Source organism: Archangium gephyra (assembly GCF_049060025.1).
In the GTDB taxonomy this organism is placed as follows: domain Bacteria; phylum Myxococcota; class Myxococcia; order Myxococcales; family Myxococcaceae; genus Archangium; species Archangium gephyra_A.
Window position 1 is genome coordinate 5,076,806 of record NZ_JBMEQQ010000002.1, and the last position, 22,244, is coordinate 5,099,049.

At 68.1% G+C, this 22,244-nt stretch carries 18 protein-coding genes and 3 pseudogenes; 13 read left to right on the plus strand and 8 right to left on the minus strand.

Annotation, left to right across the window (positions count from 1 at the left end; translation table 11 throughout):
• Positions 1 to 279 precede the first annotated feature (279 nt).
• From ACN28I_RS22080 to ACN28I_RS22100, 5 genes and pseudogenes are all read left to right on the plus strand, one after another.
• On the plus strand, positions 280 to 513 hold the full coding sequence (locus ACN28I_RS22080) for a hypothetical protein (RefSeq protein ID WP_420943933.1): 234 nt from the start codon (positions 280 to 282) through the stop codon (positions 511 to 513).
• 94 nt (positions 514 to 607) lie between these two features.
• Positions 608 to 2,236 (plus strand): CTP synthase, encoded by a 1,629-nt coding sequence (locus tag ACN28I_RS22085; RefSeq protein WP_420943934.1) that lies wholly within the window; start codon positions 608 to 610, stop codon positions 2,234 to 2,236.
• Positions 2,233 to 3,066 carry a 3-deoxy-8-phosphooctulonate synthase gene (kdsA, locus tag ACN28I_RS22090; protein WP_420943935.1) on the plus strand — a complete coding sequence of 278 codons (834 nt, stop codon included), beginning with the start codon at positions 2,233 to 2,235 and terminating at the stop codon, positions 3,064 to 3,066. Before ACN28I_RS22085 ends, kdsA begins: the two co-directional genes overlap by 4 nt.
• A 59-nt stretch (positions 3,067 to 3,125) precedes the next feature.
• Positions 3,126 to 3,704: a KdsC family phosphatase gene (locus ACN28I_RS22095; protein WP_375773737.1), complete on the plus strand. Its 579-nt coding sequence runs from the start codon at positions 3,126 to 3,128 to the stop codon at positions 3,702 to 3,704.
• An 81-nt stretch (positions 3,705 to 3,785) separates the two neighbouring features.
• Positions 3,786 to 4,383 (plus strand): annotated as a pseudogene (locus ACN28I_RS22100) (response regulator).
• Positions 4,384 to 4,679: 296 nt separating this feature from the next.
• On the opposite strand, the gene ACN28I_RS22105 reads toward ACN28I_RS22100, so the two are convergent.
• The 3 genes from ACN28I_RS22105 to ACN28I_RS22115 form a co-directional block, all read right to left on the minus strand.
• Entirely contained in the window at positions 4,680 to 5,132 is a 453-nt protein-coding gene (locus tag ACN28I_RS22105; protein WP_420943936.1) for an Hsp20/alpha crystallin family protein, read from the minus strand.
• A 182-nt stretch (positions 5,133 to 5,314) separates the two neighbouring features.
• Positions 5,315 to 5,509, minus strand: coding sequence for a CPXCG motif-containing cysteine-rich protein (locus ACN28I_RS22110; RefSeq protein WP_047855423.1), 195 nt, complete (start codon positions 5,507 to 5,509; stop codon positions 5,315 to 5,317).
• A complete protein-coding gene (locus ACN28I_RS22115) occupies positions 5,509 to 5,868 on the minus strand; it encodes a DUF309 domain-containing protein (RefSeq protein WP_420943937.1) in 360 nt (119 codons plus the stop codon). Before ACN28I_RS22115 ends, ACN28I_RS22110 begins: the two co-directional genes overlap by 1 nt.
• A 41-nt stretch (positions 5,869 to 5,909) precedes the next feature.
• Between ACN28I_RS22115 and ACN28I_RS22120 the strand changes: the two genes are divergently transcribed.
• Positions 5,910 to 6,755: a hypothetical protein gene (locus tag ACN28I_RS22120; RefSeq protein WP_420943938.1), complete on the plus strand. Its 846-nt coding sequence runs from the start codon at positions 5,910 to 5,912 to the stop codon at positions 6,753 to 6,755.
• A gap of 6 nt (positions 6,756 to 6,761) precedes the next feature.
• On the opposite strand, the gene serB is transcribed toward ACN28I_RS22120, so the two are convergent.
• From serB to ACN28I_RS22135, 3 genes are all read right to left on the minus strand, one after another.
• On the minus strand, positions 6,762 to 7,964 hold the full coding sequence (gene serB / locus ACN28I_RS22125; protein WP_420943939.1) for a phosphoserine phosphatase SerB: 1,203 nt from the start codon (positions 7,962 to 7,964) through the stop codon (positions 6,762 to 6,764).
• A gap of 59 nt (positions 7,965 to 8,023) precedes the next feature.
• Entirely contained in the window at positions 8,024 to 9,490 is a 1,467-nt protein-coding gene (locus ACN28I_RS22130; RefSeq protein ID WP_420943940.1) for a serine/threonine-protein kinase, read from the minus strand.
• Positions 9,491 to 9,559: 69 nt separating this feature from the next.
• Positions 9,560 to 10,315 carry a TIGR02266 family protein gene (locus ACN28I_RS22135; RefSeq protein ID WP_420943941.1) on the minus strand — a complete coding sequence of 252 codons (756 nt, stop codon included), beginning with the start codon at positions 10,313 to 10,315 and terminating at the stop codon, positions 9,560 to 9,562.
• A gap of 103 nt (positions 10,316 to 10,418) precedes the next feature.
• Here ACN28I_RS22135 and nuoE point away from each other — a divergent pair, with 103 nt between their 5' ends.
• The 7 genes and pseudogenes from nuoE to ACN28I_RS22170 all read left to right on the plus strand — a co-directional run bounded on the left by nuoE (position 10,419) and on the right by ACN28I_RS22170 (position 18,658).
• Positions 10,419 to 10,907, plus strand: a complete 489-nt coding sequence (gene nuoE, locus ACN28I_RS22140; protein WP_047855419.1) for a complex I 24 kDa subunit family protein — start codon at positions 10,419 to 10,421, stop codon at positions 10,905 to 10,907.
• Positions 10,908 to 10,933: 26 nt separating this feature from the next.
• Complete coding sequence (gene nuoF, locus ACN28I_RS22145; RefSeq protein ID WP_420943942.1) at positions 10,934 to 12,268, plus strand: NADH-quinone oxidoreductase subunit NuoF; 1,335 nt, start codon at positions 10,934 to 10,936, stop codon at positions 12,266 to 12,268.
• Entirely contained in the window at positions 12,265 to 12,780 is a 516-nt protein-coding gene (locus ACN28I_RS22150; RefSeq protein WP_420943943.1) for an NADH-quinone oxidoreductase subunit J, read from the plus strand. The genes nuoF and ACN28I_RS22150 overlap by 4 nt, the downstream gene beginning before the upstream one ends.
• Positions 12,781 to 12,837: 57 nt before the next feature.
• Positions 12,838 to 13,140 carry an NADH-quinone oxidoreductase subunit NuoK gene (nuoK, locus tag ACN28I_RS22155; protein WP_376757284.1) on the plus strand — a complete coding sequence of 101 codons (303 nt, stop codon included), beginning with the start codon at positions 12,838 to 12,840 and terminating at the stop codon, positions 13,138 to 13,140.
• A gap of 40 nt (positions 13,141 to 13,180) precedes the next feature.
• A complete protein-coding gene (nuoL, locus tag ACN28I_RS22160) occupies positions 13,181 to 15,403 on the plus strand; it encodes an NADH-quinone oxidoreductase subunit L (protein ID WP_420943944.1) in 2,223 nt (740 codons plus the stop codon).
• Complete coding sequence (locus ACN28I_RS22165) at positions 15,400 to 17,085, plus strand: complex I subunit 4 family protein (protein ID WP_420943945.1); 1,686 nt, start codon at positions 15,400 to 15,402, stop codon at positions 17,083 to 17,085. The genes nuoL and ACN28I_RS22165 overlap by 4 nt, the downstream gene beginning before the upstream one ends.
• A gap of 15 nt (positions 17,086 to 17,100) precedes the next feature.
• Positions 17,101 to 18,658, plus strand: a pseudogene (locus ACN28I_RS22170) (NADH-quinone oxidoreductase subunit N).
• Between the two features lie 53 nt (positions 18,659 to 18,711).
• Here ACN28I_RS22170 and ACN28I_RS22175 read toward each other — a convergent pair.
• Positions 18,712 to 19,545 (minus strand): GNAT family N-acetyltransferase, encoded by an 834-nt coding sequence (locus ACN28I_RS22175; protein WP_420943946.1) that lies wholly within the window; start codon positions 19,543 to 19,545, stop codon positions 18,712 to 18,714.
• A 1,301-nt stretch (positions 19,546 to 20,846) separates the two neighbouring features.
• Positions 20,847 to 22,239 (minus strand): annotated as a pseudogene (locus ACN28I_RS22180) (sigma-54-dependent transcriptional regulator).
• Between the last annotated feature and the right edge of the window lie 5 nt (positions 22,240 to 22,244).

Consider the following 22,244-nt stretch of genomic DNA (forward strand, 5'->3'; position numbering starts at 1 on the left):
CCCGCCATTACATAAGCCGCCGCAGAAAGGAGGTGATGCCTTGATCGACAGCATGAATCAGGCGTCCACCTCCGCTCGTCTGGCGCGCTGAAGAAGCCCCCAGGCGGCGGAAGTGTCGACGCCAGCAGTTCGGGCCCGCCCGTTTCGCGCACCCCTCCACGCTTGGGGCCGCGGGACGGGCGGTCCTTTTTTTGCCGGGCCCTCGGGAATGCACGTGCGACAACCCTGTTGCACGCGCGAGGGGGGAAAAGGCCCGTTCATCCGCCGGAGTGCCTGACCTTGTCCATCACACCGTGCCCGAGTCCTCTGCCTTCCGCCCTGCGTGACGAGACGGCGGTGGAGGCCCAGCGCAACCTGTTCTGCTTCAACTATGACGCCTGTCTTCATCTGGCGGTGAAACGCGGCTGGGACGGGTGGTCCTGCCGTCACTGCCCCTTGCGCGAGCAGCGCGACCTCGAGCCCAGGGCCCGCGACTACGCCGAGTCCCGGCCGCGGACCCAGGGCCAGGAGTGAAATGCGTCCCTTGCCGGACTTCCGTGACCAGGCGAGCGTCCGGGGGCGTCGACAGAATCATTGACGCCCCCGGGGTCTCTTGGCAGGAAGGGTCATGCGCTCCAAGAAGACCAAGTTCATCTTCGTGACCGGCGGGGTCGTGAGTTCGCTGGGCAAGGGGCTCGCCTCTGCTTCCATTGGCGCCCTGCTCGAGAACCGTGGGCTCGACATCACGCTGCTCAAGCTCGACCCGTACATCAACATCGACCCGGGCACGATGAGCCCGTTCCAGCATGGTGAGGTCTTCGTCACCGACGACGGTGGCGAGACCGACATGGACCTGGGCCATTACGAGCGCTTCACCAACGCGCGGATGTCCCGGCTCAACAACTTCACCTCCGGGCGCATCTACCACGCCGTCATCCAGAAGGAGCGGCGGGGCGAGTACCTGGGCAAGACGGTCCAGGTGATTCCGCACATCACCGATGAGATCAAGTCCTGCATCCGCCAGGCGGCGCAGGGCATGGACGCGGTCATCGTCGAGGTGGGCGGCACCGTGGGCGACATCGAGTCGCTGCCCTTCCTCGAGGCCATCCGCCAGATGCGCTACGACGTGGGCGCGGGCAACACCGTCTACATGCACCTCACGCTGCTGCCCTACATCGGCGCGGCCGGCGAGGTGAAGACCAAGCCCACCCAGCACTCGGTGATGAAGCTGCGGGAGATCGGCATCCAGCCCAACTTCCTCATCTGCCGCACCGACCGGGAAATCTCCCGCGAGATGAAGGACAAGATTGCCATGTTCTGCAACGTGGACCCGGGCAACGTGTTCACCTCGCCGGACGTGAAGAGCATCTACGAGCTGCCGCTGGAGCTGCACCGCCAGGGCATCGACGAGCGGCTGGCCGAGACGCTCAACATCTGGACGCGTGCCGCCCGGCTGGAGCGCTGGGAGGACATCATCCGCAAGGTGTACTCGCCGGGCCGCGGCGAGGTGAAGGTGGGCATCGTCGGCAAGTACGTGGACCTCAAGGAGAGCTACAAGAGCCTCAACGAGTCGCTGCTCCACGGTGGCATCGCCAACGACGTGAAGGTGGACCTGCAGTTCGTGGACTCGCAGGACGTGGAGGAGAAGGGCGCCGAGGCGCTGCTGGGCGGGGTGGACGCCATCCTGGTGCCCGGCGGCTTCGGGGTGCGCGGCACCGAGGGGAAGATCTCCGCGGTGCGCTACGCCCGGGAGAAGCGGGTGCCCTTCTTCGGCATCTGCCTGGGCCTGCAGATGGCGGTGGTGGAGTTCAGCCGCAACGTGCTGAACCTGGCCGACTCCAACTCCCTGGAGTTCAACGAGCACACCCCGCACCCGGTAGTGACGCTCATGGAGAGCCAGGTGAAGGTGCAGGACAAGGGGGGTACCATGCGCCTGGGCAGCTACGCCTGCGCGCTCAAGCCCGGCTCGCTGGCGCACAAGCTGTATGGGGAGGACGTCATCCAGGAGCGCCACCGCCACCGGTACGAGGTGAACAACGCCTACCGCGGCCGGCTGCAGGAGGCGGGCCTCGTGGTGTCCGGCCACAACCCCGAGCTCAACCTCGTGGAGATGATCGAGCTGCCGGACCACCCCCACTTCGTCGGCTGCCAGTTCCACCCGGAATTCAAGAGCAAGCCCTTCGCGCCCCACCCGCTCTTCTCCGGCTTCATCCGCGCGGCCCTCGCGCAGCGTGACGCGGGAAGGACGCAGGCATGAGCCCGCGCATCAACCTGTGCGGCCACGAGGTCGGCCCCGGTCAGAAGCTCTTCGTCATCGCCGGCCCGGACAGCATCGAGTCCGAGGAGATGGCGCTGCGCCACGCGAAGCTGCTCAAGGAGATCACGAGCCGGCTGGGCGTGCCCTACGCCTTCAAGTGCTCCTACGACAAGGCCAACCGCACCAGCGGCAAGTCCTTCCGGGGCCCCGGTTTGAAGGAAGGCCTGCGCATCCTCGCGCGCATCAAGCGCGAGGTGGGCGTGCCCATCCTCACCGACGTCCACGAGACGAGCCACGTGGCCCCCGCCGCCGAGGTGGTGGACATCATCCAGATTCCCGCCTTCCTCTGCCGCCAGACGGACCTGGTGGAGGCGGTGGCGCGCACGGGCAAGGGCGTCAACCTCAAGAAGGGCCAGTTCGTCGCCCCCAAGGACATCGTCCACTCGGCGCGCAAGGCGGTGGAGACGGGCAACCCCAACGTGCTCGTCACCGAGCGCGGCGCCACCTTCGGGTACAACAACCTGGTGGTGGACATGCGCGGCTTCGCCCAGATGCGCGAGGCCGGGCTCGTCGTGTGCTTCGACGCCACCCACTCCGTGCAACTGCCCTCCTCCGGAGATGGCCAGACGGGCGGTGAGCGCAAGTTCGTGTCCCTGCTGGCCCGCTCCGCCGCGGCCGCCGGAATAGACGCGCTTTTCACGGAAGTGCATGAAGACCCGGACCGTGCCCTGTGTGACGGTCCATGCTCGCTCAACCCCCAGATGTTCGAGGACGTGCTACGTCAGGTACTGGGTATTCGGCGAGTGCTGGGTCACGAACCTGCGGAGTGAAGGAATTCGCGGTAAGTAGTGTGAACGAAGTCGTGGGGAGGGAGTCCAAGGGACGCGACATGACGGAGCTGCCGCCCAAACCGAGCAGGGACGAGCTGACGGAGCGCGCGGCACGCGTGCGTCTGCTCGCCTTCGACGTGGACGGCGTCCTCACGGATGGTGGCCTGTTCTACGGCGATGGCGGCGAGGTGATGAAGCGCTTCGACGTCAAGGACGGCCACGGTCTGGTGATGGCGAGGCTGGCGGGGTTGCGCACCGCCATCCTCACCGCACGCTCCTCCTCCATCGTGGAAGTGCGCGGCCGGGAGCTGGGCCTGGCCGCGGTGCTCCAGGGCCGCAAGAACAAGGCGGCCGGTTTCCGGGAGCTGCTGTCCCAGCTCGAGGTGTCCCCCGAGGAGTGCGCGTACATGGGGGATGACCTCAACGACCTGGGCCCTCTGGGCATGGCGGGCCTCTCGGCCTGCCCGGCGGACGCCGCCGCCGAGGTTCGTCAGTCGGTGCATTACGTCGCGCGGTGCCGGGGAGGTCACGGAGCCGCGCGCGAGCTGGTCGAGTTGTGCTTGCGGGCATCGGGACGGTGGGAGGCCACCGTTCAACACATGAGGGACCCTGATGCCCTACAAGCTGTCAAGTTGTGAAATCGAAGAATTTTCGCTTCCCGCTTAGGTGTCTTATCCTATGAAGGCCGGAAGCCAGCAGTGCAGAGTGAGGGGAGTTCGATGACGGATCAGCTCTACACGACCCACGACATCAGCCGGTTGCTCCAGGTGGACCCGTCCACGGTGAGCAAGTGGATCGACCGCGGCATCCTCATGGCGTTCCGGACGCCGGGCGGTCACCGGCGCGTGCGCTCGGCGGACCTTCGCACCTTCCTCATCACCCACCAGATGCCGGTGCCCGAGGAACTGGGCAGCAGCACCGTGCGCCTGCTGGTGGTGGATGACGAGCGGCAGGTGCTCGACGCCATCAAGCGTGCCTTCAAGCCCTACGCGAACCAGGTGGAGTTGCAGACGACCACCAGCGGCGTCGAGGCGCTCCTGCTCGTGAGCGAGCAGAAGCCGCACGGCATGCTCATCGACCTGAACATGCCGGACATCGACGGTATCGAGGTGTGCCGCCGCATCCGCGCCCGCAAGCAGATGGAGGGCGTGCGGCTCATCACCATGACGTCCGCCCACTCGCCCGAGGTGGTGGAGAAGCTCCAAGCAGGCCGGCGCCGTGGCGTGCCTGCCCAAGCCGCTGGACGTGCAGCAGGTGCTCGACTTGTTCCGCGTCCCGCTGGCGCTCGGTGGCACCACCACCGCCGTCAAGCGCTAGTGGACTGTCCGCGAAGTAATTCAACATAGTCGTTGGGGGCGCAACGCCCTACCGGAGGCGCCACCCGACCGGCTAATACCGGGTCGGAAAAGCGGTGTCCGCCCACTATGTTGAAAAACTTGTCGGACACTCCACTAGTCCGCGCCAACGCCGCGAGCGGCGAAGCGTCTCCAGGGGGCCGGTTCCAAGGCCCCCGTTGAGTGCGCATCGCCGCCCGTGTGTCCCGCGCCGGCTTCCACTGGACGGGACGAGCCGCTTCCCAGAGGCCCGTCCCGCCCGGTGCCAACCCTTCGTCATCAGCCGTTGACCTTCACCTCGACCACGCGGGGCCGGGACTCCTCACGCCGCGGCAGCGTCAGGGTGAGCACGCCATTCTCGTAGCGGGCCTCCACCCGGGACGCGTCCACGGTGCGCGGCAGCACGAAGGAGCGGGCGTACACGCCGAAGCTGCGCTCCAGGCGCCGCGCGCCGTCCTTGTCGGTGCGCTCCGCCGCCTTGCGCTCCGACCTGAGGGTGAGGGTGTCGTTCTCCACCTTCACCTCGATGGCCTTCGGGTCATGCCCCGGCAGGTCCACCTGGAGGGTGATGCCCTCGGCCGTCTCGAAGATGTCCGCGGGCGGGACGAGCTCGCGGGCATTGCCCTGGCGAACGCTCAGCTCCCGGAAGAGCTGGTCGAACTCCTTGGCCATGAGGGGGCCCAGCGCCACGGCACCATTGCTCATCTCGAACGGGTTCCAACGGTTCAGCATGGACGTCTCCTGTTCGCGCCCCACTCCGGACGGAGCAGCGGCGCGCTGGTTGAGTTGAAACTGAGTAGTTGTCTGTTGGCGCCGGACCCGCTGTCTTCAGGGCCCGGCGTCGCTCACAGCTTCAAGAGAACCATGCTTCGGAACGTGTCAAGGCGACGCGCCGCGGGCCCCTTCCGGCCGGCTCAGTCGTCCTCGCGCCCGAGGTAGACGGACACGTCCTCCTCCTCGCGGGAGACGTGCACCACCCATGGCCGGCAGCACACCGGGCAGTCTTCCACGTACGTCTCCGACGAGGGGCCACCCGGGTCCACCGACACCTCCACCTCCTCACCACAGTAGGGGCAGAGCAGCAGCGCGTCGTCCGCGAAGGGTTGCATCAGGGTTCTCCTGCCGGGTCGGGGAGCAGCCGGGCGAGCAGGGGCCGGGCACAGGGGCCGCCCTCGCGCCAGCCCACCACCTGGGGGCGCAGGCCGCTCACGTCCACGCCTTCACACGCCGGGGGCAAGGACTCGAGCCGCGCCAGGGCGCGGGAGAAGAGCGTCCACGCGCCCTGGGCATTGCCCGCGTCGCGCTTGAGCCAACCCGCCGCCACGAGGATGAGGCCCTGCAGCAGCAACCGGCGGTGGCCGTGCTCGTGCAGCCAGACCTCCTCCCAGGCCTCATGGGCCTCGAAGAAACGCCCGGCGTTGAAGAGCGCTACCCCTTCCGCCAGGCAGGTATCGAATCCACGTGGCATCGAACGCGACTCCGGGCTCCTTCCTCCGTAGACTGGAGGCCATGGCCGCACCTCGCAACCGTATCGGAGAGATTCTCGTCAAGGCCCGCGTCATCGACGAGATGCAGCTTCGCAGCGCGCTCGCCCAGCATGACCAGTGGGGCGGGCGCCTGTCGCGCATCATCGCCGACATGGGCATCGCCAAGGAGGACACCCTCACCGAGGCCATCGCCCAGGGCCTGGGCATGCAGCGCGTCCAACTGGGCACCGCCAAGGACGTGGGAGCCCTCGCCAAGCTGGACGTCGGCATCGCCGAGCAGAAGGGCGTCTTCCCCGTGTCCCTGCGCGACAACGGCAAGACGCTCGTGCTCGCCATGGCGGACCCCACCGACCTGCAGACCATCGACCAGGTGGCCGCCCGCAGCCGCACGCGCGTCGTCCCCGTGGTGGCCGGTGACCGGGAGATCCAGAACGCCATCCTGCGCCACTACCGCAACCAGGACCCGGCCGTCACCCACTCGTCCCACTCCCCGAGCCGGAGCAGCTCCGCCTCGTCCTCGTCCTCCTCCGGTGACGAGGAGGAGTTCAAGGTCGTCGACATGAGCGGCAAGACGGTGGTGAAGGCCATCGCCGACATCGCGCCGAACATGGCCCGGGAGAACGCCCGGCAGGCCGCGGCGCCCTCGCGATCCGGCGGTGCGGGCAGCGCCTCGGACCTGCTCGACGAGATTCTCAGCGCCTCGCCCTCCCCCGCCGAGGTGTTCTCCCCCGAGGAGATGCAGCGGCTGCAGGCGGTGCAGGCCAACCAGGAGAAGAGCTCCAAGATTCTGCGCGCCCTGCTCGAGCTGCTGCTGGAGAAGGGCATGCTTCAGCAGCGGGAGCTGGCGGCGCGCATGCGCCCCTCCTGAAGTGCCCTACCCCAACACCTCCTGGAGCTCGCGGCCGGTGAGGCCCAGGAGGTAGAGGATGGTGTCCAGGCTGCCGGCGGAGATGGAGGTATCGGCCGCCTGACGCAGCTTGGGCTTGGCGCGGAAGGCGATACCCAGGCCCGCGCGCTCCAGCATCAGCAGGTCATTGGCACCGTCGCCCACGGCGATGACCTGGTCGAGGAGGATGCCCTCCGCCTGGGCGATGCTCTCCAACAGCTCGGCCTTGCGTTGCGCGTTGACGATGGGCCCCAGCGTGCGGCCGGTGAGCTTGCCGTCCACCTCCTCCAGCATGTTGGAGTGGGCGTGGTCGATGCCCAGCCGCGCCTTGAGCGCCTCGGCGGCCACGGAGAAACCACCGCTGAGAATGGCGGTGCGGTAGCCCAGCCGCTTGAGCACGCGGATGAGCGTCTCCGCACCTTCGGTGAGCGGGAGGTTGGCGGCGATGTCGTGCAGCACCTTCGCGTCCAATCCCTTGAGCAGCGCCACGCGCTGGCGCAGGGACTCGTCGTAGTCCATCTCCCCGTGCATGGCGCGCTCGGTGATGCGCGACACCCGCTCGCCCACGCCGTAGGCCCGCGCCAGCTCGTCGATGACCTCGATGCGGATGAGCGTGGAGTCCATGTCCATCACCACCATCCGCTTGCTGCGCCGATAGAGGCTCTCGCGCTGCAGCGCCACGTCGAAGGCGCTGGTGGACATGGACAGCTCCAGCAGCGAGCGCTTGAGCTCCTCGGGCTCGCGCTCCGGCGGCAGGGCGATGTGGATTTCGATAGAGCCGAGCTCCGCCTCGGACAGGCGGTTGACGCGCTCGATGTTGGCCGCGTGCCGGGCCAGCCGCTCGGTCACGGCGTGCAGCTCCCGCGCGCCCAGGGCGCGGCCCACCACGGTGACGACATGGCGGTTGGGGGCCAGGGTGGCCGGAGCCTTCGGCGCGGCCACCGGCTGGAAGTCCAGTGACACGCCCAGCTCCCGGGCCACGAAGAGCAGCTCCTTGAGCACGCCGCGCGTCTCGAGCAGGCGCACCAGCAGACAGAGGGTGAGCTGCCCCTGCACCACCACCTGCTCGATGTCGAGCAGCGCCGCGCCCACCTCGGCGAGGATGCCCGTCAGGCGGGCGGTGATGCCGGGATGGTCCTTCCCGGTGACGGTGATGAGCACGGAGTCCTGCGGGTTCGAGCTGTCGCTCATGATGCAGCGAGTCTGACAGCCCGGCCCGCCCACCGCGAGCACTCGTCACACGGCAGGCGCTACCGCGGCTCCGAGGACAGGATGAGATCGCCCTTGGAGAGGAACTGCGCCTCGGGGAAGGACTTGTAGAAGTCCTCCAGCATCGCGTCGATGTCCGGGTAGCGCTGCTCCACGCGGTCCTGGGTCATCTTGTCGAAGATGGCATCCAGGCCGGCGGGGGCCTCCGGGTTGACCTCGGAGGGCAGCGGCGAGCGGCGGCCCGGAATCTGTCCGGTGAGCATCTCGTAGAGGAGGATGCCCAGCCCGTAGACGTCGGAAGCGGGACCGGCGTCCTTCATGCGATTGGGCTGGATGAGCTCGGGGGCCAGGTACACCATGCCGCTGGCGCCCACGAAGACCTGGGGCAGACCCTTGGAGGCGTCCTGCTCCACCACGCGCACCAGGCCGAAGTCACCCAGCTTCGCGTTGCCGTAGGCGTCGAAGAGGACGTTCTCCGGCTTGAGGTTGTGGTGGGTGAGGCCCGCGGCGTGCGCGGCGCGCAACCCGTAGGCGATCTGCAGGAAGCAGCGCGTGGCGAGCGCCACCGGCACGCCCTTGCCTCCACCCTCCTCCAGCTTGCCCTTGAGGCTGCCGTGCAGCAGCTCGAGCACGTAGTAGGGCCGGGCCGTCTCCGTGTTCTGGTCCAGCACCTGGACGATGGCCGGGTGGCGCACCTGGGCCTGCGCGCACAGCTCCTTCTTCAGCCGCTTGAGCACCTCGCCGCGCTGCAGGAAGGAGAAGTAGCCGAAGATGTCCTTCAGCTCCTTGACGCAGATGTCCAGCCCGAGCGCGTTGAAGCGGCCCTTGTACGCGGTGCCGAGCGGTCCGGTGCCGAGCGCCTCGAGCTTCTGGTAGCGCTGATCCAACAGCTCCGGGGCCCTGGCCACGGGAGCGGCGGAGACGGGAGCGGGCACGGGAGGCGGCATGGGCGCCACGGGAGGCACGGGCGCGGCGGGCATGGCCTCGTTGCGCACGCTGGCCACCGGAGGCGGCACCGGCACCGGCGGAGCGGCCACCGGCACCTCGAAGCCAAACGTCCCGGACGTGCGGGCCCTCGGCAGCGGGGGCAGCGCGTCCACGGCCCGCACCACCTCCGCGTCCTCCAGGAGGGTGTCCGGCGGGGGCGGGGGCATCCGGGGATCGGCCACCTCGGCCTCTCGCTGGGCGGCGGCCGGGGACACGCCGAGCTGCTCGGCGAAGAACTCCTCCACCTCCACGGCGAACTTGTCCTGCAGCTCGCCATCCACCACGCGCTCGCCCAACTCCGTCAGGCGCAGTTGCGCCTCCCGGTGATCCAGGGCGATGTAGTGGGACTTGCGCAGGAAGAGGTAGTAGCTGTCGAACTCCAGCGAGACGGACGGCTCGAGCGCGGCCTTCACATCGGCCAGCTTGCTGGAGCGTCCCAGACGGCCGTTCTCCCTCAAGCTCTGGAGGATGAACAACGCCTCGCCGCAGACGGTATCGCGGTGAATGGAGGGCTTGGACATGTGGGCCGGACTCTACGCGTCCCGGCGCCCTGCCTCAAATCAGCGCTCTTCCGCCCCCCGAGCAGGCCGTCAGGGAATGTGCAGCAGCTGCTTCACCGTCTCCAGCACTTCCTGGAAACGCACCGGCTTGCGCAGGTAGATGTCCACGCCCAGTTGCATGGCGCGCTCGCGCGCCTCCGGGCCTCCCGCGGAGATGGCCACCACGGGAATGGACTTGAGCGGCTCCTCGGCGCGAATCCTCTCGATGAGCGCGAACCCGTCCATCACCGGCATGTACAGGTCCGTCATCACCAGGCTGAACTGGCTGGAGCGCAGCGCCTGCAGCGCGTGGTGCCCGTCCGGCGAGAAGTGGACCTCCAGCGGCACCTTGCCCGCCAGCTCCCCGCTCGCCAGCTTCTTGAGCACGTAGCTGTACATCTCGACGATGTGCGGGTTGTCCTCGACGATGAGCACACGATAGCCCTCGGCGGGGAGGGCCGTCCGGTCCGACGCGCGGGTCTGTCCTGCCGAGCTCAAGAGTTCACCCAATCGCTGCCGGTCCTGATCGCGCACCACCCGGATGCCGACACCACCCGGCGCCTCCTCGGATGCGGGCCGTACCCAGGCCACCGTCCCCACGACTTGTACCGGATTCAGGAGCCCCGGGAAAGAAAGTGCCAGTCCCAGCTCCTGTCCGGGCGTGAAGGTACGCTCGGTCTGCACGAAGATCCCCCCCTTGGAGAGGTTCTCCGTGACCGCCACCATTCGCTCCTGATTCGGGAACTGCACCCGCAGAACGAGTGGTACCCGGGGCTCGTCGCGCTTGTCGTCTGATCCCCGGTTCATAACAAAGGCTTGAAATCGCTCGGCATTTCGCTGATGGGCCTGAGTGTAGCGCCGTGGGTTTATGTTGACAACGAAGCCTTTCGAGACTTACGAAGCGCCCGCCATGGCGGAGCCCCTGTTCACCCCCGAAGAGCAGAAGAAGTTCGATGCGGAGATCGCCGAGATCCTCTCGCACTACCCGGCCGATCGTAAAAGCGCCGCGATGCTTCCGGCGCTGCGGTTGCTGCAGGAGCTGAAAGGCTGGCTGCCCCCCGAGGGACTCAAGCTGGTCGCCAGCCGGCTGGGCGTCACGCCCGAGCGCGCCTACGAGGTCGCGAGCTTCTACGTGATGTACCACCTCAAGAAGCCCGGCAAGTACGTGGTGGACGTCTGCACCAACCTCTCCTGTGCCCTGTGGGGCGCGGAGAAGATGCTCGCCTACCTGGAGCAGAAGCTCGGCCTGAAGGCGGGAGAGGCGAACGAGCGCTTCACCCTGCGCGAGACCGAGTGCCTCGCCTCTTGCGGCACCGCGCCGTGCCTGCAAATCAACGAGGACCACCACGAGAGCCTCACGAAGGCCAAGCTGGACGCGATCTTCGACAAGCTCTCCTGACTTCCTCCATCAAGGAACCTGATTCCATGGCGACAACGGCATTCGAACCGATCATCTCGGCCGCCTGGGGCAAGCCCAACTCCTGGACGCTCGACGAGTACAAGAAGCGCGGGGGCTACAAGGGGCTGGAGAAGGCCCTGGAGCTGGCGCCGGCGCAGATCATCGACGAGGTGAAGAAGTCCAACCTCCGCGGGCGCGGCGGCGCCGGCTTCCCCACGGGCCTCAAGTGGAGCTTCGTCCCCAAGGACAGCCCCAAGCCCAAGTACCTGGCCGTCAACGGCGACGAGTCCGAGCCGGGCACCTTCAAGGACCGCTACATCCTCGAGCATGATCCGCACATGATGCTGGAGGGCATCGCCATCGCGTCCTACGCGCTGGGCGTGCACACCTGCTACGTGTACCTGCGCGGGGAGTTCAAGTTCCAGGCGGAGCGCACCAACGCGGCCATCCGCGAGGCGTACGCCGCCGGCATCTTCGGCAAGAAGATGCTGGGCAAGGACTACCAGCTGGACTGCTACGTGGTGCGCGGCGCGGGCGCCTACATCTGCGGCGAGGAGACGGCGCTGCTGGAGAGCCTCGAGGGCAAGAAGGGCTGGCCCCGCCTCAAGCCGCCGTTCCCCGCGGTGGTGGGCCTGTTCGGCTCCCCCACGGTGGTGAACAACGTGGAGACGCTCGCCAGCGTGCCCCACGTCTTCACCCGCGGCGCGGGCTGGTACGCCGGGCTGGGCACCGACAAGTCGGGCGGCACCCGCCTGGTGTGCCTCTCGGGCACGGTGAACCGGCCGGGCGTCTACGAGGTGTCGCTGGACACCACCTTCACGCAGCTCATCTTCGACGACAAGTACGGCCGGGGCCTGCCCGCGGGCCGCAAGGTGAAGGCCGTGATTCCCGGCGGCTCCTCGGCGCCCATCCTCAGCCCGGACGAGCTGGACATCGCCATGGAGTTCGAGGCGGTCAAGGTGAAGCAGACCATGGCCGGCTCCGGCGGCGTCATCGTCATGGATGACACCACCTGCATGGTGCGCAGCCTGTGGCGCGTGGCGCGCTTCTACGCCGAGGAGTCCTGCGGCCAGTGCACCCCGTGCCGCGAGGGCACCCCCTGGCAGACCCGCCTGCTGCGTAAAATCGAAGAGGGCCGGGGCGAGCCGGGCGACGTGGAGATCCTCTCCAACGTGGCGTCCTCCATCGCGCCCTACCCGCCGATCGGCCTGGGCAACACCATCTGCGCGCTGGGCGATGCCGCGGCGCTGCCGACCCATTCCTTCCTCATGCGCTTCCGTGACGAGTTCGAGGCGCACATCCGCGAGCACCGCTGCCCGTTCGGCGACAAGCCCTGGGGCGCGTTCGGAGACTGGTCGTGAACGTCGAGCTGGTTCTCTTCGGAGCCTTCGCGCTCCTGACGCTGCTATCCGCCGGGCTGGTCATCTTCGCCAAGAGCCCCATCAGCTCGGCGATGTCGCTGGTGGCCACGTTCTTCTTCCTGGCCGGCATCTACGTCCTGTTGTGGGCCCACACCGTGGCGGTGCTGCAGGTGCTGGTCTACGCGGGCGCCATCATGGTGCTCTTCCTCTTCGTCATCATGCTGCTCAACCTGGGCGAGGTCACCTCGACCGGGCCGCGGCTGACGCTCGCGCGCATCGCGGGCGGGGGCGCGGCGGCCGGGCTGCTGGTGGTGCTGGTGGTGGCCATCTGGCGGATGCCGCCCCCCACCACGACGTTCACCGGGGCGCAGGCCGTCGCGAGCGGCTTCGGCACGCTGCCGGCCATCGGCCAGGTCATCTACACCCAGTGGCTGCTGCCCTTCGAAGCCGTCAGCCTCCTGCTGCTGGTGGCCATGGTGGGCGCGGTGGTGGTGGCCAAGTCGCGGATTTGAGCCCGTCCCCTTCAACCCTCTGCTAGAAGGCGGGCGGCGCTCGCCCTTCACACGGCCATGGTCCCGATCTCCTACTACCTCATCCTCGCCGCCGCCCTCTTCTGCCTCGGCATGTTCGGCGTGCTGATCCGCCGCAACGCGCTGGTGGTCTTCATGTGCGTGGAGCTCATGCTCAACGCGGCGAACCTGACGTTCCTCGCCTTCGCCAAGCAGAACGGCCACCTGACGGGCCACGTGTCCGCCTTCTTCGTGATCGCGGTCGCGGCGGCCGAGGCCTCCATCGGCCTCGCCATCGTCATCGCCGTGTTCCGCAGCCGGGGCACCATCAGCATCGAAGAAATCCGGACGATGAAGCACTGACGTCCCGGCACCTCATTCCGCCAAGCGAGCCCTCCTGCCCATGGATCTCAAGCAATTCCTCCTTCAGTTGCGGCTGGATCCCGCCGCCCTGTGGCTGATCATCGCCCTGCCCCTGCTGGGCGCGTTCATCTGCGGCGTGTTCGGCCGGATGCTCGGCCGCGCCAACGTCTACCTGGTGGCCTGTGCCGCGGTGGCGGGCTCCTTCCTGCTGTCGCTGTCGGCGTTCCTGGCGGTGAGCCCGCTGGAGGCGTCCCAGGCGGTGGCCATGGAGAATGCCTTCTCGACGGGCACCATCCGCTACGCCTTCGGGTACGACTTCGGGACGTGGTTCTCGGCCGGCACCTTCCGGGTGAACTTCGGCTTCATGGTGGACCACCTGTCGGGGACGCTGCTGCTGGTCATCACCGGCGTGGGCTTCCTCATCCACCTGTACTCCACCAGCTACATGTCCCACGACGATGGGTACTGGCGGTACTTCGCGTACCTCAACCTCTTCGTGGCGGCGATGCTGACGCTGGTGCTGGCCGACAACCTGGTCCTGCTCTTCGTGGGTTGGGAGGGCGTCGGTATGGCCAGCTACCTGCTCATCGGCTTCTGGTACTCGGACACGGCCAAGGCGTGGGCGGGCCGCAAGGCCTTCGTCACCAACCGCATCGGTGACTTCGCGTTCCTCATCGCCACCTTCCTCATCGTCCTGCTGGTGAGCGCCTTCAACACCCAGGCCACTCCCGCCAACTTCAGCATGGTGGGCGGCAACCCGGAGACGGCGCAGGTGCGCTTCCGCGAGGGCCTGCAGATGAAGGGCCCCGTGTCCTTCCAGGGCCTGGAAGTCATGGCCAACGCCATGCACGTGTCGGCGGAGAAGGCCCAGGGGGGCCTCAGCCTGCAGTCGCCCATCACCGAGGGGCCGCTCCAGGGCCGCACCTTCGGGGGCGTGCTCACGGCGGCGCTGCTGCTGTTCCTGCTCGGCGCGGCGGGCAAGAGCGCCCAGTTCCCGCTGTACGTCTGGCTGCCGGACGCCATGGCCGGCCCGACCCCCGTCTCCGCCCTCATCCACGCGGCGACGATGGTGACCGCGGGCGTCTACCTCTTCAGCCGCATGAGCTTCCTGCTCGTGCTCAGCCCCACCGCCATGGTGACGGTGGCCATCATCGGCACCATCACCTCGCTGGTGGCCGCGCTCATCGCCTTCGCGCAGGACGACATCAAGAAGGTGCTCGCCTACTCCACGGTGTCCCAGCTCGGCATCATGTTCATGGGCGTGGGCATGGGCATCTTCTGGGCGGCCGTGCTGCACCTGGTCACCCACGCCTTCTTCAAGGCCTGCCTCTTCCTCGGCGCCGGCAGCGTCATGCACGGCAACGCGGACGAGACGGACATCAAGAAGCTGGGCGGCGTGCGCCGCGAGATGAAGCAGACGTGGTTCACCTTCCTGGTGGCCACCCTGGCCATCACCGGCATCGTCCCGCTCTCCGGCTTCTTCTCCAAGGACGCCATCTTCCACGGCATCCACCACAACCACCTGCACGGGTACGAGTGGGCCTCGAGCGCCATCTACTACGTGGGCCTGCTGATCGCCGCCTGCACCGCCTTCTACATGTCGCGCGTGTACCTGCTCACCTTCGAGGGCAAGCGCTCGCCGGAGGCGAAGATTCCCCACGCTCACGAGAGCGACTGGCGGATGACGGCGCCGCTGTGGGTGCTGGCGTTCCTCAGCGTGGTCGCGCTCGTCCAGGCGCTGCCGCTGATGCCGGGCCGGGGTGGTGTCATGCAGCCGGTGATGGAGAACTTCCTGGGCCCCGTGTTCTCCAGCGCCGAGCGCATCGCCGCCCGTGGCGGCGAGGTGCGGCTGGACCACAGCGTCCCGAGCCTCTTCGACTACCTCAAGGCGTGGCTGGTGGCGCTGGCGGGCGGTGCGGCGGCCGGCTTCATGTACCTGAAGTTCTTCCCCTCGCGGGTGGGCCAGCCGGCTCCGGCCTGGGCCCGCGGCGCGCGGCGCTTCACGCAGAACAAGTTCTATGTGGATGAGGCCTACGAGTTCCTGGTCATCCGGCCGGTGAAGAACGTGAGCGCCATCCTCTACAAGCTGGTGGACACCCTCCTCATCGACACGGTGGCGGTGCGCGGTACCGCGTGGGTCACGGCCCGCGTGGGCAGTGCGCTCCGCTACGTGCAGACGGGAGACGCACAGGCCTATGCCGCGGTGATGGCCCTGGCCCTGCTCGGCGGCGCGGTGTACGCGCTCATCCTGGTGCTGAAATGAGCTTCTTCGATACGCATCTGCTCAACCTCGTCGTCTACCTGCCGCTGCTCTTCGCGGCGCTCATCTGGATGCTTCCGGGTGCCGAGCGCGGGCAGATCCGCGCCATCACGTTCATCGGCATGATGGTGGACTTGGTGTTCGGCGTCTGGGCCTACCTGCGCTTCGACGCGGCCGGCCCCGAGTTCCAGCTCGAGTACCGCACGCGGTGGCTCGAGCAGCTCGGCGTCAGCTACCACATCGGCGTGGACGGCCTGGCCGCCAGCCTGCTGCTGCTGACCGTCTTCCTGGGGCCCCTCGTGGTGATGGCCTCGCAGACGTACATCACCGAGCGCGTGAAGGAGTTCCACCTCTCGCTGCTCGTGCTGCAGACGGTGATGCTCGGCGCGCTGGTGTCCCTGGACGTGCTGCTCTTCTACATCTTCTGGGAAGCGATGCTCATCCCCATGTACCTGCTGGTGGGCGTGTGGGGCGCCAAGGATCGCCAGATGGCGGCGGTGAAGTTCTTCCTCTACACGCTGGCCGGCTCGCTGCTCATGCTGGTGGCCATCGTGGCGATCTACTTCATCAGCAGCACGCCGGGTAACCGCTCCTTCGACTACGCCACCATCTACAACAGCATGTCGGGCGCCAACGCGCAGATCGCCGCCTGCATGGGCACCGGGGACTGCTCGCAGCTCACGGGCATGGCCGGCATCCTCCACCGCTGGGGCCCCTGGCTGTTCGCCGCCTTCGCCATCGCCTTCGCCATCAAGGTGCCGATGTGGCCGGTGCACACGTGGTTGCCCGACGCCCACGTGCAGGCCCCCGTGGCCGGCTCCATGATCCTGGCCGGCGTCATGCTGAAGATGGGAACGTTCGGCTTCTGGCGCTTCGCCATCCCGTTCTTCCCGTCCGCCGCGCACCAGGCCCGGCCCTTCCTGGCCACCCTGGCGGTGATTGGCATCGTCTACGGCGCGCTCATGTGCCTGGCGCAGCGGGACATCAAGAAGCTCATCGCCTACTCGTCCGTGAGCCACCTGGGCTACTGCATGCTGGGCATCCTGGCCGTCACGGCCGAGGGCGCCACCGGTAGCGCCTACCAGATGCTCAACCACGGCGTGTCCACGGGCGCCCTGTTCCTCCTGTTCGGCTTCCTGTACGAGCGGCGCCACACCCGCCTGATGTCCGACTACGGCGGCATCGCCAAGGTGGTGCCGGTGTACACGGCCTCCTTCCTCATCATCACCTTCTCGTCCGTGGCGGTGCCGGGCACCAACGGCTTCGTGGGCGAGTTCCTGGTGCTGCTGGGCACCTTCAAGAGCAGCCTGGGCCTCGCCTTCGGCGCGCTGGCCACCCTGGGCGTCATCCTCGGCGCGGCGTACATGCTGTGGATGGTGCAGAAGGTGTTCTTCGGCCCCCTCACCCATCGCGAGAACCAGGGCCTCACGGACCTGAGCCTGCGCGAGTTCGCCACCGTGGCGCCCTTCCTCGTCCTGGTGCTGGTGATGGGCCTGATGCCGCAGCCCTTCCTGGATCGCATCAACCCGTCCACCGAGCGCTTCATCCAGCGCGCCGAGCTGGGCTTCCCTGGCAGCCAGGTGCGGCCGGGCGACGTGCAGATCTCGGTGATGGGCCTGCCCCCGGCCGGCCTCGCCGCTGCTCCCAACGCCCCGATGCCGGGCCCGCTCGCCGATCGGCGCTAGTCGAGAGTCTCCATCATGAACCTGCCCAACCTGACCTCGGCGGACTTCCTCCCGCTGCTGCCCGCCATCATCCTGGTGGTGGGAGCCTGCATCCTGCTCCTGTCGGAGGTGTTCCTCGCCGCCAGCTCGTCGCGCGGCTACCAGGCGGTGCTGGCCACCGCCACGTCCGTCATCGCCGGCTTCGTGGCCCTGTCGCTGCTGGCCGAGCCGGCCCGCCCGGTGTTCCTCGGCTTCGGGGTGTTGGACCCCTTCTCCAGCTTCCTGACGTTCATCGTCTGCGTGTCGCTGGCGCTGGCCTCGCTCACCGCGGCCGGCTTCCTGCGCAAGCGCGGCGCCGAGCGCGGTGAGTTCTACGCGCTCATGCTCTTCGCGGGCGCGGGCATGAGCCTGCTGGGCCTGTCCAACGAGCTCATCACCCTCTTCATCAACGTCGAGGTGCTCTCCATCGCCACCTACGCGCTGACGTCGTACCTGCGGCGCGGCACGCGGCCGAGCGAGGCGGGCTTCAAGTACTTCATCCTCGGCGCCTTCTCGTCGGCCGTGCTGCTCTACGGCTCGGCGCTGCTGTACGGCGCCTCCGGGACCACCCATCTCTCGGACATGGCGGTGCCGCTGCGCGCGGCCATGGCCAACAACGCGGCGCTCGTCTACGCGGGCGCGGTGCTGGTGGCCGCCGGCTTCGCCTTCAAGGTGGCCGCGGTGCCCTTCCACATGTGGACGCCGGACGTGTACGAGGGTGCGCCCACCCCCGTCACCGCGCTCATGAGCGCGGGCGTCAAGGCCGCCGCCTTCGTCGCGCTGGTGCGCGTGTTCGACAGCGTGGGCGGTGGCATCGATCCGGAGCTGCCCTTCGCCATGTTCTCCACCCTGGCGCTGCTCACCATGGTGGCGGGCAACCTGCTGGCCATCCCGCAGCGCAACGTGAAGCGCATGCTGGCCTACTCCTCCATCGCCCACGCCGGCTACCTGCTGCTGGGCGTGGCGGCCCTCTTCGCTTCCGGCGCGGGCCAGGAGTTCCGGCTGCTCAGCCCCACCGAGGCTCGTCGGCGCCAGCCAGGCCCGGGGCGAAGCCCTCAGCAGCATCCTCTACTACCTGCTCGCCTACACCTTCACCGCGCTGGGCGCCTTCGCCGTCGTCTCCCTGCTGGAGCGCCGTGAGGACGAGGAGAAGGGCACCGCCTGGGACCTGGAGCGCTTCAGCGGCCTCGCGCAGCGCCGTCCGGGTTGGGCCTTCGCCATGGCGGCCTTCATGCTGTCGCTCGCCGGCATCCCGCCCACCATCGGCTTCATCGGAAAGCTCATCCTCTTCCGCGCCGCCGTGGACGCGGGCCTCGTCGGGCTCACCATCATCGCGGTGCTCTCCAGCGCGGCCGGCGCCTATTACTACCTGCGCGTGGTCGTCTACATGTACATGCGGCCCGTGCCCGAGGGCGCTCACGTCCTCGAGCGGAGCTGGATGACCGAGCTGGCCCTGGTGGTCTCCACCGTCGCCGTGGTGCTGCTGGGCATCCTGCCCGGCCCCCTCACCGAGTGGCTCGTCCAGGCCGGGAAGCTGCTGCCCTTCACCCGCTGAGACACCCCTCCTCCGGCTTCACCCACGCCCGGGCGGCTTCCGCCCGGGCGTTTTCATTGCGGGTCCGGCAACGGCCCGCGCATCGCCAGCGTCTCCAGCACGGCCCGCGCCCCCGCCTCGCGCAGCAGGGAGCCGAACTCCGCGTCCCCCGTCACCACGCGCAGCGCCTCGCCGCTCCCAAGCTCGAGGAAGGCCGCGTCCAGGAGCGCTCGCGCGTGCGCGGGCGTCGCCGCGAAGAAGGGCGCCAGCACACGCACCAGGGGCCGGACATCCATCAGTCCCAGTCCGGCCGCCTCCGGGCGCTCCGGGTCCCTCAGGCGCAGCAACCGGTGCGTGCTCAGGGTGGCGAAGCGGGCCAGTTTGCCCGGCACCAGCCCGAAGGCCTGGGTGAGCGGAGCGAAGTCCGGCCCGGCCACCGGCACCACCTCGAGCGCCTCGGGCGCCAGCGGCAGGGCTTCCAGGTGGTCCCTCGACAGGCGCCACGTGGTCTCCAGCCGCCCCGCCTTCATCCCCACCGAGCCATACAACGCCAGCGCCGGTGCGTTGTCCGGCTTCACGTACAGCATCCACTCGCGGCAACCCTTCGCCCGGAACCAGGTGGCGAGTTCCCGCATCACCTTCCGCCCCAGCCCCTTCCCCCGCTGCCCTGGAGCCACCACCAGGTTCACCACGTAGCCGGTCTCCTCCAGGACATCGACGACGGCGTACGCGGCCACCCCCTCCGGCCCCTCCAGGAAGAAGGCTCGCTTCACGAGGTCCGACACCCACACGTCCAGCGGCGGCGGTGGATCCTCCACGCCCAATTCGCCAAACAGCCGGGCGAAGTCGGCGTGGTCCTCTACCCGCGCCGGCCGCAGCCCCAGCGCATCACCTCGTGCCTCGCGCATGTCGGAAGCCCCCTCCTCCGCGCCAATGGCCCAGGCGCGAATCACGGAGCGTATAAAAGAAGGCGGCCCGGCACCCTCATGAAGGGAACCGGGCCGCAGGTCTTCTCAAGAAGCTCACCGGAAGGTGCTGAAGGGGTGGGGGGGAACCACTTCAGCCTCGCTTCGACGTGCTCCGTGTCTACCCTTTAGCACTCGTCATGCCAGCCCACTTCCGCCCCAGGAGGCCAGTGAATCCAGGCACTTGGACTTTCGGGCGTCCCCAACTCCGCTGGCCGATTGCAGCCCTGCATTGCAGCGCTGAAATGAGTTGCAGAAGTGAAAAAGCACCGGAGGGACAGTGGCGGTGGGAGCCGAGCCCAGGGCCCGAAAAGAAGGCGGCCCGGCACCCTCAGAAAGGGAACCGGGCCGCAGGTCTTCTCAAGAAGCTCACCGGAAGGTGCTGAAGGGGTGGGGGGGAACCACTTCAGCCTCGCTTCGACGTGCTCCGTCTCCATCCTTTAGCACTCGTCATGCCAGCCCACTTCCGCCCCAGGAGGCCAGTGAATCCAGGCACTTGGAGTTGGGGGGCCTCCCAGCTCCGCTGGCCGATTGCAGCCCTGCATTGCAGCGCTGAAATGAGTTGCAGAAGTGAAAAGCACCCGAGGTGGAGCCCGAGGCCCGGAAAAGAAGGCGGCCCGGTACCCTCAGAAAGGGGACCGGGCCGCGGGTTCTTCTAAGAAGCTCACCGGAAGTGCTGAAGGGGTGGGGGGGAACCTCTTCAGCCTCACTTCGACGTGCTCTGTATCTACTCCCTAGCAGTAGCCGTGCCAGCCCTTCCGCGCCTCAAGAGTCCAGTGATTCCAGGCACCTGGCGCCGTGGCATCCCCTGCCCTCGCCAGCGGTTTGCAGCCCTGCATTGCAGCCCTGAAATCCCTTTGCAGAAGTGAAACGCGGGACTCCCTGGGCCCAAAAAGAAGGCGGCCCGGCCCCCTCAGAAAGGGGACCGGGCCGCGGGTTCTTCTAAATTAAGCTCATCGGGGACGCTGAAGCGGTGGGGGGGAACCTCTTCAGGCCACGCCGACGTGCTCCGGGGATAGGCTTTAGCACTCGTCGTGCCAGCGCTTCTGGAATCTCAGAGTCCAGTAACTTCAGGCACTTGGCAGTCCGGATGTCCCCTGGGTGCCCCTCTTCCGCATTGCAGTCCTGCAATCCCTTTGCAGAATTGAAAATCCGCAATCATCTCAAGCACTTCCGCCTTTCAAGATTGAAGGGGCATTTCACTTCTGGCGGGGTGTCCCTCACCCGACACCCGCCGTACAGACTCACTCCCGCTGATCGGCTCCGGGTGGACGCAGGTTGAGGCGCTTCATCTTCCGCCACAGCGTGGTGGAGGAGACGGCCAGGTCGTCGGCCACCTGTCCCAGGTTCATCCCGTGCCGCTCCAGGGCCTGGGCAATCGCCCGCCGCTCGGCCTCCTCCACCGCCTCGGCCAGCGTGGGCACCCGGGTGCTGGTGTCCAGCGAGGAGGCGGTGGGTGCCGTCCCCACCAGGCCACTGGCCTCCAGGCGGGCATTGGGGCGCAGCGGGAAGTCCTCGGGCAGCAGCTCCTCGCCCTCGGCCAGCGCCGCCGCCTGCTCCACCAGGTTCTCCAGCTCGCGCACGTTGCCCGGGAAGCTGTAGGTCTGCAGGTGCGCCACCGCTGCCTCGGACAGGCGCTTGGGCTTGGGGCCGCGCGCGTTGGCCCGCTTGAGGAAGTGCTCGGCCAGCTGCCGCACGTCCTCCAGGCGCTCGCGCAGGGGCGGCACGCGCAGCGTCACCACGTTGAGCCGGTAGTAGAGGTCCTGCCGGAAGCGCTTCTCGCGCACCTCCAGCTCGATGTCCCGGTTGGTGGCGGCGACAATCCGCACGTCCACCAACACGGAGGTGGACTCGCCCACGCGCCGCACCTCGCCCTCCTGCAGCGTGCGCAGCAGCTTGGACTGGAAGGCGGGCGTCGTCTCGGTCACCTCGTCGATGAAGAGCGTGCCGCCATGCGCCTCCTCCACGAGGCCGCGCCGGGCCCGCACCGCGCCGGTGAAGGCCCCCTTGGCGTGGCCGAACAGCTCGCTCTCCAGCAGCGTCTCGGAGATGGCGGCGCAGTTGACGGGGACGAAGGGCTTGTCCTTGCGCCGGCTGTGCGCGTGCACCGCGCGGGCGACGAGCTCCTTGCCCGTGCCGCTCTCGCCCTGCACCAGCACCGTGGCGTCGCTCTGCGCCACGCGCATCAGGCGCTGCGTCAGCTCGAGCATCGCCGGGCTGCCGCCCACCAGCGCGCTCAGGCCGTGACGCTCGTTGAACTCGCCGGTGAGCATGTCCAACGTCGCCTGCATCCGCGCCCGCTCCAGCGCGCGCTCCACCCGGTAGCGGAAGCTCGCCCTCCTTGAAGGGCTTGGTGACGTAGTCGAAGGCCCCCTGGCGCATGGCCTCCACCGCGCTCTCGATGGAGCCGAAGGCCGTCATCATGATGACCTGCAGCCGCGGGGCCACCTCCAGCGCCTTCTTCAGCAGGGTGAGCCCGTCCATGGGCTCCATCTTCAGGTCCGTCAGCATCAGGTCCACGCCGTTGGCCGACAGCGTCGTGAGCGCCTCCTCACCCGTGGCCGCCTCGAAGACGGAATAGCCCTCGGAGCGCAGGAGGAGCGCGGTGGTGGCCCGCATGTTGCGCTGGTCGTCCACGACCA

Bases quoted from the DNA above. Each gene is read 5' to 3' on its own strand.
- ACN28I_RS22130 (WP_420943940.1), bottom strand. From the start codon at position 9,490: ATGTCCAAGCCCTCCATTCACCGCGATACCGTCTGCGGCGAGGCGTTG.
- nuoL (WP_420943944.1), top strand. From the start codon at position 13,181: ATGGATCTCAAGCAATTCCTCCTTCAGTTGCGGCTGGATCCCGCCGCC.
- ACN28I_RS22115 (WP_420943937.1), bottom strand. From the start codon at position 5,868: ATGCCACGTGGATTCGATACCTGCCTGGCGGAAGGGGTAGCGCTCTTC.
- ACN28I_RS22085 (WP_420943934.1), top strand. From the start codon at position 608: ATGCGCTCCAAGAAGACCAAGTTCATCTTCGTGACCGGCGGGGTCGTG.
- ACN28I_RS22095 (WP_375773737.1), top strand. From the start codon at position 3,126: ATGACGGAGCTGCCGCCCAAACCGAGCAGGGACGAGCTGACGGAGCGC.
- nuoE (WP_047855419.1), top strand. From the start codon at position 10,419: ATGGCGGAGCCCCTGTTCACCCCCGAAGAGCAGAAGAAGTTCGATGCG.
- ACN28I_RS22120 (WP_420943938.1), top strand. From the start codon at position 5,910: ATGGCCGCACCTCGCAACCGTATCGGAGAGATTCTCGTCAAGGCCCGC.
- serB (WP_420943939.1), bottom strand. From the start codon at position 7,964: ATGAGCGACAGCTCGAACCCGCAGGACTCCGTGCTCATCACCGTCACC.
- nuoK (WP_376757284.1), top strand. From the start codon at position 12,838: ATGGTCCCGATCTCCTACTACCTCATCCTCGCCGCCGCCCTCTTCTGC.
- nuoF (WP_420943942.1), top strand. From the start codon at position 10,934: ATGGCGACAACGGCATTCGAACCGATCATCTCGGCCGCCTGGGGCAAG.
- ACN28I_RS22105 (WP_420943936.1), bottom strand. From the start codon at position 5,132: ATGCTGAACCGTTGGAACCCGTTCGAGATGAGCAATGGTGCCGTGGCG.
- ACN28I_RS22175 (WP_420943946.1), bottom strand. From the start codon at position 19,545: ATGCGCGAGGCACGAGGTGATGCGCTGGGGCTGCGGCCGGCGCGGGTA.
- kdsA (WP_420943935.1), top strand. From the start codon at position 2,233: ATGAGCCCGCGCATCAACCTGTGCGGCCACGAGGTCGGCCCCGGTCAG.
- ACN28I_RS22135 (WP_420943941.1), bottom strand. From the start codon at position 10,315: ATGAACCGGGGATCAGACGACAAGCGCGACGAGCCCCGGGTACCACTC.
- ACN28I_RS22165 (WP_420943945.1), top strand. From the start codon at position 15,400: ATGAGCTTCTTCGATACGCATCTGCTCAACCTCGTCGTCTACCTGCCG.
- ACN28I_RS22110 (WP_047855423.1), bottom strand. From the start codon at position 5,509: ATGCAACCCTTCGCGGACGACGCGCTGCTGCTCTGCCCCTACTGTGGT.